The 13,155-nt window shown below is 58.6% G+C and carries 12 protein-coding genes and 1 pseudogene; 9 read left to right on the top strand and 4 right to left on the bottom strand.

Annotated features, from left to right (window positions below; translation table 11 throughout):
• Positions 1–178: 178 nt before the first annotated feature.
• The 3 genes and pseudogenes from N7D90_RS01355 to N7D90_RS01345 form a co-directional block, all read left to right on the top strand.
• Positions 179–274 (top strand): annotated as a pseudogene (locus tag N7D90_RS01355) (hypothetical protein); the annotation flags it as partial.
• Positions 275–480: 206 nt separating this feature from the next.
• Entirely contained in the window at positions 481–1,524 is a 1,044-nt protein-coding gene (locus N7D90_RS01350; RefSeq protein WP_261740554.1) for a hydrolase, read from the top strand.
• Complete coding sequence (locus tag N7D90_RS01345; protein ID WP_261740553.1) at positions 1,524–2,360, top strand: AraC family transcriptional regulator; 837 nt, start codon at positions 1,524–1,526, stop codon at positions 2,358–2,360. Before N7D90_RS01350 ends, N7D90_RS01345 begins: the two co-directional genes overlap by 1 nt.
• Before the next feature lie 10 nt (positions 2,361–2,370).
• Here N7D90_RS01345 and N7D90_RS01340 read toward each other — a convergent pair whose 3' ends face one another.
• Together N7D90_RS01340 and N7D90_RS01335 are read right to left on the bottom strand one after the other, a co-directional pair.
• Positions 2,371–3,225, bottom strand: a complete 855-nt coding sequence (locus N7D90_RS01340) for a sulfurtransferase (protein ID WP_261740552.1) — start codon at positions 3,223–3,225, stop codon at positions 2,371–2,373.
• Between the two features lie 30 nt (positions 3,226–3,255).
• Positions 3,256–3,924, bottom strand: coding sequence for a TetR/AcrR family transcriptional regulator (locus N7D90_RS01335; RefSeq protein WP_261740551.1), 669 nt, complete (start codon positions 3,922–3,924; stop codon positions 3,256–3,258).
• 164 nt (positions 3,925–4,088) lie between these two features.
• Here N7D90_RS01335 and N7D90_RS01330 point away from each other — a divergent pair, with 164 nt between their 5' ends.
• The 5 genes from N7D90_RS01330 (at position 4,089) to N7D90_RS01310 (ending at position 8,784) form a co-directional block, all read left to right on the top strand.
• On the top strand, positions 4,089–5,519 hold the full coding sequence (locus tag N7D90_RS01330) for a coniferyl aldehyde dehydrogenase (RefSeq protein WP_261740550.1): 1,431 nt from the start codon (positions 4,089–4,091) through the stop codon (positions 5,517–5,519).
• A 13-nt stretch (positions 5,520–5,532) separates the two neighbouring features.
• Positions 5,533–6,078 carry a twin-arginine translocation pathway signal protein gene (locus tag N7D90_RS01325; RefSeq protein WP_261740549.1) on the top strand — a complete coding sequence of 182 codons (546 nt, stop codon included), beginning with the start codon at positions 5,533–5,535 and terminating at the stop codon, positions 6,076–6,078.
• Between the two features lie 161 nt (positions 6,079–6,239).
• Positions 6,240–7,835, top strand: coding sequence for a GMC family oxidoreductase (locus N7D90_RS01320; RefSeq protein WP_261740548.1), 1,596 nt, complete (start codon positions 6,240–6,242; stop codon positions 7,833–7,835).
• A gap of 115 nt (positions 7,836–7,950) precedes the next feature.
• Positions 7,951–8,433, top strand: a complete 483-nt coding sequence (coaD, locus tag N7D90_RS01315; RefSeq protein WP_048361282.1) for a pantetheine-phosphate adenylyltransferase — start codon at positions 7,951–7,953, stop codon at positions 8,431–8,433.
• Between the two features lie 99 nt (positions 8,434–8,532).
• Entirely contained in the window at positions 8,533–8,784 is a 252-nt protein-coding gene (locus N7D90_RS01310) for a YfhL family 4Fe-4S dicluster ferredoxin (RefSeq protein WP_016782613.1), read from the top strand.
• A 212-nt stretch (positions 8,785–8,996) separates the two neighbouring features.
• Here N7D90_RS01310 and mutM read toward each other — a convergent pair whose 3' ends face one another.
• Entirely contained in the window at positions 8,997–9,809 is an 813-nt protein-coding gene (gene mutM / locus N7D90_RS01305) for a bifunctional DNA-formamidopyrimidine glycosylase/DNA-(apurinic or apyrimidinic site) lyase (protein ID WP_261740547.1), read from the bottom strand.
• Positions 9,810–9,959: 150 nt separating this feature from the next.
• Between mutM and N7D90_RS01300 the strand changes: the two genes are divergently transcribed.
• A complete protein-coding gene (locus N7D90_RS01300) occupies positions 9,960–11,156 on the top strand; it encodes a class I SAM-dependent rRNA methyltransferase (RefSeq protein WP_261740546.1) in 1,197 nt (398 codons plus the stop codon).
• A 167-nt stretch (positions 11,157–11,323) separates the two neighbouring features.
• On the opposite strand, the gene N7D90_RS01295 is transcribed toward N7D90_RS01300, so the two are convergent.
• A complete protein-coding gene (locus tag N7D90_RS01295; protein WP_261740545.1) occupies positions 11,324–13,015 on the bottom strand; it encodes a DUF4153 domain-containing protein in 1,692 nt (563 codons plus the stop codon).
• Between the last annotated feature and the right edge of the window lie 140 nt (positions 13,016–13,155).

Genomic DNA, 13,155 nt, shown 5'->3' with positions numbered 1-13,155 from the left:
GGCTGCGATAAGGGCCGAAGGACCTTCGCTTTTGAAAAAGAGCGACCCCTACGGGCTCAATCGCAGCCTGCGGCAGCGGCTACAGATTTTGGACGATTCATTAAACGCGCCTTAGTACACAAGATACCTGTGTAACGCCCTCACCTGCCCTCCCAAGCCCAACCTGTTCTAACGATCAGAAGACCATCGCGCAGCCGTAGTTCACTCGCAGCTCTGGTATCGCGTCGGCTCGAGCTATGAGCCTGCGGGCCAATCCGGGCTGTCCCATGCCCTGGCTGTCGCACTTGAAGTGATGGCCGACCAGATGAGCACTGCGCAACTGGACGACATCAAGCAGTACCTGCCGCGGGCACTGCCAGAGGTTATAGCGCCTGATCCGATACTGGCGAACATTTGTATGTCAGCCATCAGTTGAACACGCAGCACTTGGGTGCAAAGCTCTGATGTGGCAATTTAGAAACCCGCCGTACCTGTAATCCGATGAGAACCACCGTGCCTTTTTCAGCCAGCCATGCTCTACCCCTCAAGCCATTCACCCCGGCTTTGGGCCTCGGCAACCCCCATGTACAAACGTTATGGGGACCGTTATGGCGCACCAAACCTGCCATTGAACATCGGCGTGAACGCTTGTGGTTGAAGGATGGCGACTTTCTCGACCTGGACTGGCACGGCACGCCATCGGCCCATGCACCCGTGGTGTTGGTGCTGCACGGTTTGACCGGCTCATCGGGCTCGCACTATGTACTGGGGTTGCAAAACGCTCTCGCCGCACGTGGCTGGACCAGTGTGGCGCTGAACTGGCGGGGTTGTTCGGGTGAACCCAACCTGCTGACCCGCAGCTACCACTCAGGTGCCAGCGAAGATCTGGCCGAGGCCGTGGCACATCTTCGCGCCAGCCATCCACTGGCACCGTTGTATGCCGCAGGCTATTCGCTTGGGGGCAATGTGCTGCTCAAGTATCTGGGCGAAAGCGGTCCCGACAGCGGCCTGCAAGGTGCCGTCGCCGTATCGGTGCCGTTCCGGCTTGACCAGTGTGCCGACCGAATTGGCCTGGGATTTTCCAGGGTCTATCAAGCGCACTTCATGCGCGAGATGCTGGCCTACGTCAAAGACAAGAAACGCAGGTTCCAGCTCGATTCCCAACACGAAGGTCTGGCCAGACTGGCCCAGTTGGGCTCGGTGAAAGCATTGAGCAAAATGCGCACTTTCTGGGAATTCGATGACCGCGTGACCGCGCCCCTTAACGGCTACCTCAATGTCGATGACTACTACCGCCGCGCCTCCAGTCGTTACTTCCTGGGCGCCATCCAGACCCCAACGCTGATTATCCAGTCCGAAGACGATCCGTTCGTGTTCAGGCACAGTATCCCCGAGGCCAGCGAGCTGTCGGCCTGCACCCAACTGGAATTGCACTCCAAGGGTGGGCATGTCGGGTTTCTGGAGGGCTCGCCAGGCAAACCCGCGTACTACCTTGAACGCCGCATTCCGCAATGGCTGGCCGCGCTTGGGCATGAGTCTGCGTAATGGACGGCGCGCAGGGTGAATCGATCCATTTCTGGCAAGCGCCGCCCCTGAGCGGCGTCGAGTTGCTCACGGCACGCTACATCGAACACCGCTTCGTACCTCACGTTCATGATGGTTTTGTGATTGGCATGATCATCGCGGGTGCCCAGCGGTATCGCTATCGGGGCGCCGAGCACCTGGCCGCCACCGGCACGCTGGTTCTGATCAATCCGGACGAAGTGCACAATGGCCACAAAGGCCACGATGCTGGGTGGCGCTACCGGGCGTTTTACCCGGACAACGCGCAACTGCACCAGTTACTTGACGAACTGGAGCTGCCCACGACGCACTTGCCAACCTTCAGCGACACACTGCTGTATGACTGCGACCTGTTCCACGGGTTGTTCCAGTTGCATCAGTTGCTCGAAGGGCCAGAAACCGCGCTGCACCAGCAAACCGTATGGCGCCAGATGATGCTTGCCTTGCTCAACCGTCATGCCCGCCTGCCGCTACCGGCAAAGCCGGGGATCGAGCATCGCGCCGTGCGCCAGGCCAAGGAACTGCTCCACGCCCGACTGGCGCAGCCGCCATCACTGGAAGAACTTGCGGCGGCGGTCAATCTGTCACCGTTCCACTTTGCCCGAGTGTTTCAACGGGCCACTGGCATGCCGCCGCACACTTGGCTGATGCAACAACGCATTGCCCATGCACGGGCCTTGCTGCAACAGGGTTGCTTGCCGCTGCAGGTCGCGACGCAATTGGGGTTTGCCGACCAGAGCCACCTGAGTCGGCAATTCAAGAAGGTGTACGGCGTTGGCCCCGGGGCGTATCGACTGGCCAGCGCCAATAGGGTGTAGGGGCAACGGCTCAATCCCCTGTAGCAATGCCCCGCGCAGGATCGTTGATCCACTCACTCCAGGAGCCGGCATAGAGCCTGCCCAATGGATAGCCCGCCAACCCCAATGCAAACAGGTTGTGGCACGCCGTCACCCCAGAGCCGCAATAAGCCACCAACTCCTCGGGCGAACGGCCCGCGAGCTTTTCGGCGAAACGCTGCCTGAGCTGCTCGGCAGGCAGAAAGCGCCCGCTGCTGTCGAGGTTTTCGCTGAATGCCGCACATTGCGCGCCCGGAATATGCCCGGCGACCGGGTCAATCGGCTCGACCTCGCCACGAAAGCGCGGTTGAGCGCGGGCGTCGATCAAGGTCAACTCCGGTTTGGTCAGGCGTTTTTGCAATTGTTCGGCACTCAGCAACATATGACTGTCGGGTTTGCCCATCAACGTGCCACGCAAGGTCGGTGCTGCATCCAGACTCAAAGGGAAACCCGCGCCATGCCAGGCCTTGAGCCCACCATCCAGAATAAACACGCCGTCACGCTTGCCCAGCCAGGTCAGTAACCACCATGCCCGAGCGGCATAAGCGCCCGGGCCATCGTCGTACAACACCACATCGCTATCGGCATTCACACCCCAGCTGCGCAGTCGCTCAAGCAAGGTCTGCGGATCGGGCAGCGGATGACGGCCAGTCACGCCTTTAATCACTGGCCCGCTCAGGTCACGGTCAAGATCGGCAAACTGCGCGCCGGCAATATGCCCTTCGGCATAGCTGCAACGGCCATAGTCAGGGTCTTCAAGGGCAAAGCGACAATCCAGAATAACCAGACCGGGCAGCGCCTGACGTTCATTCAGGGCTTGCGGGCTGATCAGTTGCGCAACGGGCATAGTGAACTCCTGTGAGGGGGTGAAATGCAGTTATTGAGCGTACAGCGCATGTTCCAGAGGCACGTAATATTCCTTGATCAGCTCATCGACCGCTTCACGGGCCTGGTCGGTGACAAAACCCGACTCCAGCACCAGCAGTTGATACACCCCACGCTTGATCGCCTGCTCGCTGAGCTGATCACTGTTCTCACGGGTAGTGCACAAAAAACCGACCCACGAGGTGAGAATAATCCACGCATTCAAGCTCAGGGATTCGATTTGCTGGGGGGTCATGCGCAATATTTCGGCCTCGACAAACCCGGCATAGATCGCCTGCGCCTGCACCAGGCAGTGCTGTGAAAAACGTCGATAGCGGATGGCCAGCTCCGAGTCACTGTGCAATAAATGCTCAATGTCGCGGTACAAAAAACGGTAGCGCCACATCGCATCCAGCAGTTGCTGCAGGTAATGACGCTTGTCGGCCACGCTCGGCAAACGCCCTTCGGGTGGGTGTAAAAAACCCGATACCAGCGCTTCGTACTCACTGAACAAGACCGAGATAATCGCCTGCTTGTTCGGGAAGTGGTAATACAAATTGCCCGGCGAAATCTCCATATGAGCCGCAATGTGGTTGGTGCTCACACTGCGTTCGCCCAGCTGGTTAAAAAGCTCCAGGCTGCTATTGGCGATGCGCTGGCTGGTTTTTAGTCGTATGGCCATAGGCTTGGGCTTAAATTAAAAACGAAAGGCATCTTACGGCCTAACCTTGAATCGATAAACAACACGGCTGTCAGGCCCTTCGATTGACAACTTAGAGCATAGGCTCTAAAAACATTACTGCTCTCCAACGATAAAAACCGATAAAAAAACCGCCTGGAGCAACCATGTCTGTCGACAGTACTCACGTTCACGACACCTCAGCCCTGCAGGGAGATCTCCAGGCCCTGCTCGACAAACAGCGCCTGGCCTACACTTCTCATCCATTCCCGCCACTTGCCCAGCGCCAGCAATGGCTAAAAAGCCTGCGCCAGATGTTAAGCGCCGAGCGTGAAATCCTGATCGATGCCATCAGTCAGGATTTCAGCCACCGCAGTCCCGACGAAACCCTGTTTGCCGAACTGATGCCTTGCCTGCACAGCATCGATTACACCTTGCGACACCTCAAACGCTGGATCAAACCCACGTCACGTAGCGTGGGCATGATGTTTGCGCCCGCCAGCGCCAAGGTCATGTATCAACCGCTCGGCGTGATCGGGATTATCGTGCCGTGGAACTACCCGCTGTATCTGGCGATAGGCCCTTTGGTCGGCGCGCTCGCCGCCGGGAACCGGGTCATGCTCAAACTCAGCGAGTTCACCCCGGCCACAGGGCGCTGGCTCAAGGATTTGCTGGGGCGCATCTTCCCCGAAGACATGGTGGCCGTGGTCCTGGGCGAAGCCGATGTCGCCGTGGCGTTTTCCGGCCTGGCGTTTGACCACTTGTTGTTCACCGGCTCCACCCATGTGGGCAAGCAGGTGATGCGCGCCGCGTCTGAAAACCTGACGCCTGTGACCCTGGAACTGGGTGGTAAATCCCCTGCCATCGTGTCGGCCGATGTACCACTCAAAGATGCCGCACAGCGCATTGCCTGGGGTAAAACCCTGAACGCCGGGCAAACCTGTATCGCACCTGATTACGTGTTGGTGCCGCACGACCGGGTCGACGGTTTTGTCGACGCCTACCGCCAGGCTGTGCACAACTTTTATCCGACGCTTATCGACAACCCGGACTACACCGCAATCATCAATGAACGCCAGCTGGAGCGTCTTGAACGACTGCAGGCCGACGCGACGCTCAAGGGCGCACGCCTGATCCCCCTGTACGAACAGGGCCAGGGACGGCGCATGCCCCACACCTTGGTGCTGGATGTGAACGACGACATGCAGGTCATGCAAGACGAAATATTCGGTCCGCTGTTGCCCGTTGTGGCCTACACCAATCTCGAACAAGCGCTGGCCTACATCAACACTCGACCTCGCCCCTTGGCGCTTTATTATTTTGGCTACAACAAGGCCGAGCAACAGCGCGTCATCCAGCACACCCACTCAGGCGGTGTGAGCATCAACGAAACGCTGCTGCACGTGGCCATCGACGACCTGCCCTTTGGTGGCGTCGGGCCCTCGGGCATGGGCCATTACCACGGCCACGAAGGCTTCTTGACCTTCAGCAAAGCCAAAGGGGTATTGGTCAAGCAGCGCCTGAACAGCTCACTGATGATCTACCCGCCCTACGACCGACAATGGGTGCGGCTGATCCAAAAACTGTTTATCCGCTAGCGGAGCCTTGGCCATGCCCGATTTCAGTATCGAAAGCGCCCTGCTATCACGTCGCGGGGTCTTGAAGGTCAGCGTGTGCGCCAGTGCATTACTGGCCACTGCCGGGCTGACTGCCAGCCTCAGCGGCTGCTCAGCCAGCGCCAGCGCTCGCGGGTTTTCTGTGTTGCGCAGCAGTGACCTGGCTTTTTTGCGGGCACTGATCCCGGTCATGCTCGCTGGCAGCGTGGTCGCAGCATCAATGCCAGACGCGGCGAAGGCCACGCTGAACAAACTGGACAACAACCTCAATCACTTGTCGCCTGCGCTGCTCGGCCTTACCCAACAACTGTTCGACGTATTGGCCATGCCCGTGACACGCGGTCCGTTGACCGGGGTTTGGGGCCGATGGGAAAACGCCAGCCCGGAACACATTCAGCACTTTCTACAGCGCTGGCAAAACAGCAGTCTGAACCTGTTGAAAATGGGCCATGGCTCGCTGGTGCAACTGGTCATGATGAGTTGGTACGAATGCCCGCAATCATGGGCCGTCTGCGGCTATCCCGGCCCGCCAAAAATCTGAGCAGAGCCTTGTAGCCGCTGCCGCAGGCTGCAATGGGCCGCGTAGCGACCCCGCGCATTCAAGTTAGTACAAAGGTCCTGCGGCCCTTATCGCAGCCTGCGGCAGCGGCTACAAAAACAGCGCTTTTCAACAATAATAATTTCACTCCAGAGCACTCCTTTATGCCCGTAACCGATCCGTTCCGCGAAGGCCTGGCCCGAGGCTGGAAAACCTATGATGGCTCGCAGCTGGAGAACGACCTCACACTGGAGGCAGACGTCGCCATTGTCGGTAGTGGCGCAGGCGGCGGCACCACGGCTGAAATTCTCAGCGCAGCGGGCTACAAGGTTTTGCTGATAGAAGAAGGGCCGCTTAAAACCAGCAGCGATTTCAAACTGCTCGAAGACGAGGCCTACGCCAGCCTGTACCAGGAAGGCGTCGGACGCATGAGCAAGGACGGCGCCATCAGCATTCTGCAAGGCCGGGCGGTGGGTGGCACCACACTGGTCAACTGGACCTCAAGTTTTCGCACCCCGGCGCCGACCCTGGAGCACTGGGCCCGTGAACACGCGGTCGTGGGCCACAGCGAAGCGCAGATGGCCCCTTGGTTCGAACAGATGGAACGGCGCTTGGGTGTTGCGCCCTGGCAAGTCCCGCCCAATGCCAACAACGAAGTGATCCGCAACGGCTGCGAAAAGCTCGGCTACAGCTGGCATGTGATCCCGCGCAATGTGCGCGGCTGCTGGAACCTGGGCTACTGCGGCATGGGCTGCCCGACCAACGCCAAGCAATCGATGCTGGTCACCACCATTCCCGCAACCCTGGAAAAAGGCGGTGAACTGCTCTATCTGGCCCGCGCCTGGCGGTTATCGATCAGTGGCGATCACGTTACCGGCCTGGAATGCCAGGCCATGGACAGCCGCTGCGTAACCCCTACGGGCCGCAAGATAACGGTCAAGGCGCGGCATTACGTGCTGGCCGGTGGTGGCATCAACACGCCTGGCCTGCTGATGCGCTCCGACGCGCCCGACCCGCACAAGCGACTGGGCAAACGGACGTTTCTGCATCTGGTCAACTTCTCTGCTGCGCAATTCCCTACCGCCATTAATCCTTTTTACGGTGCGCCACAGTCGATTTACTCCGATCACTTTCAATGGAAAGACGGCACCACAGGGCCCATGGGCTACAAACTCGAAGTACCACCGTTGCACCCGGCATTAGCTGCAACCTTGTTTGCCGGTTTTGGCCAAAGCAGTACCGCCCAGATGGCCCAACTGCCTAATACCCACATGATGCTGGCGCTGATGCGCGACGGGTTTCATCCCGACAGCCCCGGCGGCAATGTGCAATTGCGCAGCGATGACAGCCCGGTGCTCGATTACAACCTCACCGACTATGGCTGGGAGGGACTCAAACGCGCTTTTCAGAGCATGGCCGAAATCCAGTTTGCAGCGGGCGCCAGCGCGGTCATGCCGCTGCACTGCGATGCCCGTTACATGAAAAGCCTGAGCGCAACCCGTGAACTGATAGACAGTTTGAGCCTTGAGTTGTATCGAACACGCTTGGCCAGTGCCCATGTAATGGGTGGGTGTGCAATGGGCGAAAATTCTCAAATGGCCGTCACCGACAGCCTCGGACGCCATCATCAATTGCGTAACGTATCGATCCACGACGGCTCGTTATTCCCCACCAGCATTGGTGCCAACCCACAATTGTCGGTGTACGGACTGACGGCAAAACTCACGACACAATTGGTCGAGCGCCTGAAAAATTCATGAAAAAGCAGTTAATTCGTCGCGTCTATAGTGCTTTCTTCTTCGAATGGCGACTTGGCCGACCGGGAATGCTGCGATACCATCCGATTCCCCAACGGATTCCCGCCAGGACGACGCGATGAACCGAGTGTTGTACCCAGGTACATTCGACCCTATTACCAAGGGCCATGGCGATCTGGTCGAACGCGCCTCGCGCCTGTTCGATCATGTGATCATTGCTGTCGCTGCCAGCACCAAGAAAAACCCGCTATTTCCTTTGGAACAGCGTGTGGAGCTGGCTCGTGAAGTCACCAAACACCTGCCCAATGTTGAGGTGGTCGGTTTCTCGACGCTGCTCGCGCACTTTGCCAAAGAACAGAATGCCAATGTGTTTCTGCGTGGCCTGCGTGCCGTGTCGGACTTCGAATACGAGTTCCAGCTGGCGAACATGAATCGCCAACTGGCCCCTGATGTCGAAAGTCTGTTCCTCACGCCATCAGAGCGCTATTCGTTTATATCGTCGACGCTGGTGCGTGAAATCGCAGCCTTGGGCGGCGATATCAACAAATTTGTACACCCGGTTGTGGCCGAGGCCCTGACCGAGCGTTTTCGCAAGAAATAACCACTGAAGCGGCGCCCGCGTGCACTGCGGGCGCCAATGCGGCACAATTGGCGCATTCGATTTCAGTTGCCCGGGCCAACCGCCCCGGCCGGAGTACCCATGTCCCTGATCATCACCGACGATTGCATTAACTGCGACGTCTGCGAACCCGAGTGTCCGAACGCCGCCATTTCCCAGGGCGAAGAGATCTACGTGATCGACCCGAACCTGTGCACCCAGTGCGTAGGCCACTACGACGAACCGCAATGCCAGCAGGTTTGCCCGGTCGACTGCATCCCTCTGGATGAAGCCCACCCGGAAACCGAAGAACAGCTGATGGAAAAGTACCGGGCAATTACCGGTAAGGCCTGATTCGTGCTTGCACCTCCTGTAGCCGCTGACGAGGCACGAAGGCTGGGGTCGACTGCGCGGCAGTCGTAAACCTGAGCCCTCGATATACCTGTCATATCGAGGTGGCTAATCGCAGCCTTCGTCCCTCGACAGCGGCTACAGAGATACTTCAAGCAGGCTTGCTCCCACTGAGGCTGACCTGGAACAGAGTATCTACAAGTGCATCGTCACGGCTACGTCTGGCAACGCGGGCAGAACACGCTGGCGCGCTGGCCCAACTTGACGTCACGCAGCTCCGTGCCACAGACCTTGCACGGCTCATAACCACGCCCGTATACGAACAGTTCCTGCTGGAAGTAACCGGGCTGGCCGTCACCGCCAATAAAGTCGCGCAAGGTGGTTCCACCACGTTCGATGGCGGCAGCCAAAATCCGCTTGATCTCGATCGCCAGCTTTAAATAGCGTGCCCGCGAAATGCTCTTGGCCTCGCGACGTGGGTCGATCCCGGCAGCAAACAACGCTTCGGTCGCATAAATATTGCCTACCCCCACCACCACGGCGTTGTCCATGATGTACGGTTTTACAGCCATCGAGCGTTTGCGTGACAGCTGGAACAGCCGATCACCGTCAAACAGGTCCGTCAGTGGTTCAGGCCCCAAACGCACCAGCAATTCGTGGTTCAGCGGGTCCAGGCTCCAGAGCATGGCTCCAAAGCGGCGCGGGTCGGTGTAGCGCAAGGCCAGCCCGGACTCCAGCTCGATATCCACGTGCTCGTGCTTGGCGGCGGGCAATCCGGCCTCCACCAACCGCAAATTGCCCGACATGCCCAAATGACTGATTAGCGTGCCGACTTCGGCGTTGATCAGCAAATACTTGGCACGCCGTTCGACCAGCACAATACGTTGCCCGGACAGGCGCACATCAAGGTCTTCGGGGATCAGCCAGCGCAGGCGCCGCTCGCGCACAATTACCCGACTGACCCGCTGCCCTTCAAGGTGCGGGGCGATGCCACGGCGGGTGGTTTCGACTTCAGGTAATTCAGGCATGGAGGCTCCGTACTCTGGGATAGCTGGCGATTCTAGCGGAAATATCCGAGCCGCTGGGTCCGTGATCCGACGCAATGCGGTGAATCAGCCAAGCCTCAAGGTTATGTCTAGGGCTATAATCGCGCCCTTTTCAATACCCGGAGCGACGTCATGTCCCTGCCAAGCCTGCGCCTTAAAGCCAATGCCGATCGACGCCTGCGCGCCGGCCACTTGTGGGTCTACAGCAACGAAATCGATGTAGCCGCCACACCGCTTAACGGTTTTAAGGCCGGCGACCAAGCGGTACTCGAAACCGCCGGCGGCAAGCCGCTGGGCATCGTTGCCATGAGCCCCAACAACCTGATCTGCGCCCGTTTGCTGTCGCGCGACATCAAGCTGCCACTGGATAAATCGCTGCTGGTTCACCGCCTGAATGTGGCCCTGTCCCTGCGCGAACGCCTGTTCGACAAGCCTTACTACCGCTTGGTATTCGGCGATTCCGACCTGCTGCCGGGCCTGGTGGTTGATCGTTTCGGCGACATTCTGGTGGTTCAGCTGGCCTCGGCCACCATGGAACAGCATAAAGACGACGTGATCGCGGCACTGGTGCAAGTCATCAAGCCAAGCGGCATCTTGTTCAAGAACGATTCGGCTGCCCGTGATGCCGAAGGCCTTGAGCGTTATGTCGAAACCGTCTTTGGCCTGGTGCCGGAGTGGGTATCGCTGGAAGAGAACGGCGTGAAGTTCGAAGCGCCAGTTATTGGCGGGCAGAAAACCGGCTGGTTCTACGACCACCGCATGAACCGCGCACGCCTGGCCCCGTACGTTCAGGGCAAGCGCGTACTGGACTTGTACAGCTACATCGGTGGCTGGGGCATTCAAGCCGCAGCGTTTGGTGCCAGCGAAGTGTTCTGCGTCGACGCCTCCTCCTTTGCCCTCGATGGTGTTGAGCGTAACGCTGCGCTGAACGGCTTTGCCGAGAAAGTTACCTGCATGGAAGGCGACGTGTTTGAAGCCCTCAAGGAACTTAAAGCCAACGAAGAGCGTTTCGACGTGATCGTGGCCGATCCTCCGGCCTTCATCAAACGCAAAAAAGACCTGAAAAACGGCGAAGGCGCTTACCGTCGCCTGAATGAGCAAGCCATGCGCCTGCTGAACAAGGACGGGATTCTGGTCAGCGCTTCGTGCTCCATGCACTTGCCCGAAGACGACCTGCAAAACATCCTGCTGACCAGCGCCCGTCATCTGGACCGCAACATGCAGTTGCTGGAGCGCGGCGGCCAGGGCCCGGATCATCCGGTTCACCCAGCAATCGCTGAAACCCGCTACATCAAGAGCATCACTTGCCGTTTGCTGCCTAACAGCTAAGACGGACATCGCCCCGTAGCAGCTGCCGTAGGAACGAGGCTGCGTTCGATTGCGAAGCGATCGTAAAATCTGAGCCCCCGGTCTAGCTGCTAAACCGCATATTCTGATTTCACGATCGCTTCGCAATCGAACGCAGCCTTCGTTCCTCGGCAGCGGCTACAGAGTATTCAGGGCTTTTGAGGTTTCTCCAGCTTCGGGCTCAGCTCCACTCCGCCAATCTGCAGCGATTGATAACGTGGTTTCACCACTTTCACGTTGCCCTGGCGTATTTGCTCAATCAGCGCTAACGCGCTTTCATCGCCAGCATAGGTACCGGCTCGCCGCCATTTACCTTGTGTGTCGCGCGTGTAAAAGCTCAGAGGCTCAGACCATTTGTTCTTGGGCAATTGCAGCACCTCAACCTGCCCGTCCTGATCCAGATCCACAGCCCATAGCGCGCAACCCGGAGCCCAGCAAGACGGCCCACCAATTTCCTGCGCGTCAAACTGCTCGCTGCCCTCGACCTTGGGACCGATCCATTCCAGCAGCCGGTCTGACTCTCGAGGACCGTTGCCCGTGCTCACTTCCTTGAGACGCCTCAACAACACTTCTCGTCCAGGCTCGGTCAACACCAGCCCCTGCTCGACTTGCGCCAATAAAGCCTCGTACGCCTGCTTACCTTGTGGCCCCAGACGATTGCGCAATGTGTCTGCATCAAAGGTGTCTACCGGCGTCTTGCCGCTGAGCACGCGCTGTACCTGATTGTTCGCACTCAGTTGTAACGGACTGAACCACGGCGTATGAATCGCCAGCAACAGCGCCACACACAGCAACGCAATCAGCGGGTTGCTGAGGCGCAACCTGCCCAGCCAGACCGGCTGCGGAACAAGCACCGCCCAAAGCGCCGCCATACTGTGAACAAAAATCACCAACACCAGCAGCATGGCCAGAACCCGCGACGGCGTCAGGCCGTACTGCTCAATGCGCAGCCAGGTTGAATACCCCGCCAATACCACCAGCACCGGCAAACACAGCAGGCACAGGTCAATCACCCGTACCAGCCAGGTTGGATAACCGCTGCCCTGGGTCCCGTCCTGAAACACCCCATTGAGCAAAAACAGATTGACCGCCACCAGCCACAGCATGATCGGCGTCGAATAACCGGTGTCCCAGATCGGTTCCAGCCCGGTAAAGGGCAAGGCAAAGCTGAACACAATGACAATCAGCGCACTCAACGGCAGCAGGAAGCGGCACAGCGCCAGCAAAATCCCGCGCAACAGACCGATGACCCGATCCTTTTCACGGCCCATATGCACGCCCAGGGCAAACACCATCGCCAAGCTGACGCATATAAACCCGTCGGTTGAGAACAGCTTGTTCAGCGCCACTATCCCGAGCATCTTGAACAACCCGCCCCACAGCAACAGCAACGCCCAAAACACTGCGTTCAACAGCACGCCCAGCAAGACGATAAATACGGTATCCCAAGCATGGCGAAACAGATCTTCGTAGCGCGGGAAGCGCCCTTCGCGGGTCGGCCAGCTCAGGATAAACACCGTGCACACGTAGGTAATCACTACGCCAAAGAAGCTCCAGCTACCCACCAGCCAACTACCGGCGCGCCAATACTCATCGCCGTCCAAAAACACCCAGCCACTGATCGCCGCCATCACTGCCGTGAGCCCAAGCACCAACCATGCAACGCCGCGTTGGCGGATGTTCTCACCCAGCAGCAACAGGTTGATACCGCCCACCAGCACCGCCGTTATCAGCGCATACCTCACCCCGGTATCGCCCATGGAAGTCGCCAGCCACAGCACTAGCCCCTGCACCAGGCCGATGGCCAGATATGTTTTGACAGTACGATTGAGGGTTAGCATTCACAGAGCCCATTCAAGAATCATTCCTGCACTTTATAACTTGAAAGCCTTGAACGCCTAGATACCCATTACTGCAAACAACCCTGGAGCAACCTACAGGCCCATTCCCTCCGCCCGCCAGCCGTGTAGAATCGACGTAT

It is taken from the genome of Pseudomonas fragi, from assembly GCF_025426255.1.
GTDB classification, from domain to species: domain Bacteria; phylum Pseudomonadota; class Gammaproteobacteria; order Pseudomonadales; family Pseudomonadaceae; genus Aquipseudomonas; species Aquipseudomonas kulmbachensis.
This window is presented reverse-complemented; position numbering and strand designations above follow the sequence as displayed.

Excerpts from the sequence above, each read along its gene's own strand:
- N7D90_RS01350 (WP_261740554.1), top strand. The coding sequence starts at position 481 with ATGAGAACCACCGTGCCTTTTTCAGCCAGCCATGCTCTACCCCTCAAG.
- N7D90_RS01345 (WP_261740553.1), top strand. The coding sequence starts at position 1,524 with ATGGACGGCGCGCAGGGTGAATCGATCCATTTCTGGCAAGCGCCGCCC.
- N7D90_RS01340 (WP_261740552.1), bottom strand. The coding sequence starts at position 3,225 with ATGCCCGTTGCGCAACTGATCAGCCCGCAAGCCCTGAATGAACGTCAG.
- N7D90_RS01335 (WP_261740551.1), bottom strand. The coding sequence starts at position 3,924 with ATGGCCATACGACTAAAAACCAGCCAGCGCATCGCCAATAGCAGCCTG.
- N7D90_RS01330 (WP_261740550.1), top strand. The coding sequence starts at position 4,089 with ATGTCTGTCGACAGTACTCACGTTCACGACACCTCAGCCCTGCAGGGA.
- N7D90_RS01325 (WP_261740549.1), top strand. The coding sequence starts at position 5,533 with ATGCCCGATTTCAGTATCGAAAGCGCCCTGCTATCACGTCGCGGGGTC.
- N7D90_RS01320 (WP_261740548.1), top strand. The coding sequence starts at position 6,240 with ATGCCCGTAACCGATCCGTTCCGCGAAGGCCTGGCCCGAGGCTGGAAA.
- coaD (WP_048361282.1), top strand. The coding sequence starts at position 7,951 with ATGAACCGAGTGTTGTACCCAGGTACATTCGACCCTATTACCAAGGGC.
- N7D90_RS01310 (WP_016782613.1), top strand. The coding sequence starts at position 8,533 with ATGTCCCTGATCATCACCGACGATTGCATTAACTGCGACGTCTGCGAA.
- mutM (WP_261740547.1), bottom strand. The coding sequence starts at position 9,809 with ATGCCTGAATTACCTGAAGTCGAAACCACCCGCCGTGGCATCGCCCCG.
- N7D90_RS01300 (WP_261740546.1), top strand. The coding sequence starts at position 9,960 with ATGTCCCTGCCAAGCCTGCGCCTTAAAGCCAATGCCGATCGACGCCTG.
- N7D90_RS01295 (WP_261740545.1), bottom strand. The coding sequence starts at position 13,015 with ATGCTAACCCTCAATCGTACTGTCAAAACATATCTGGCCATCGGCCTG.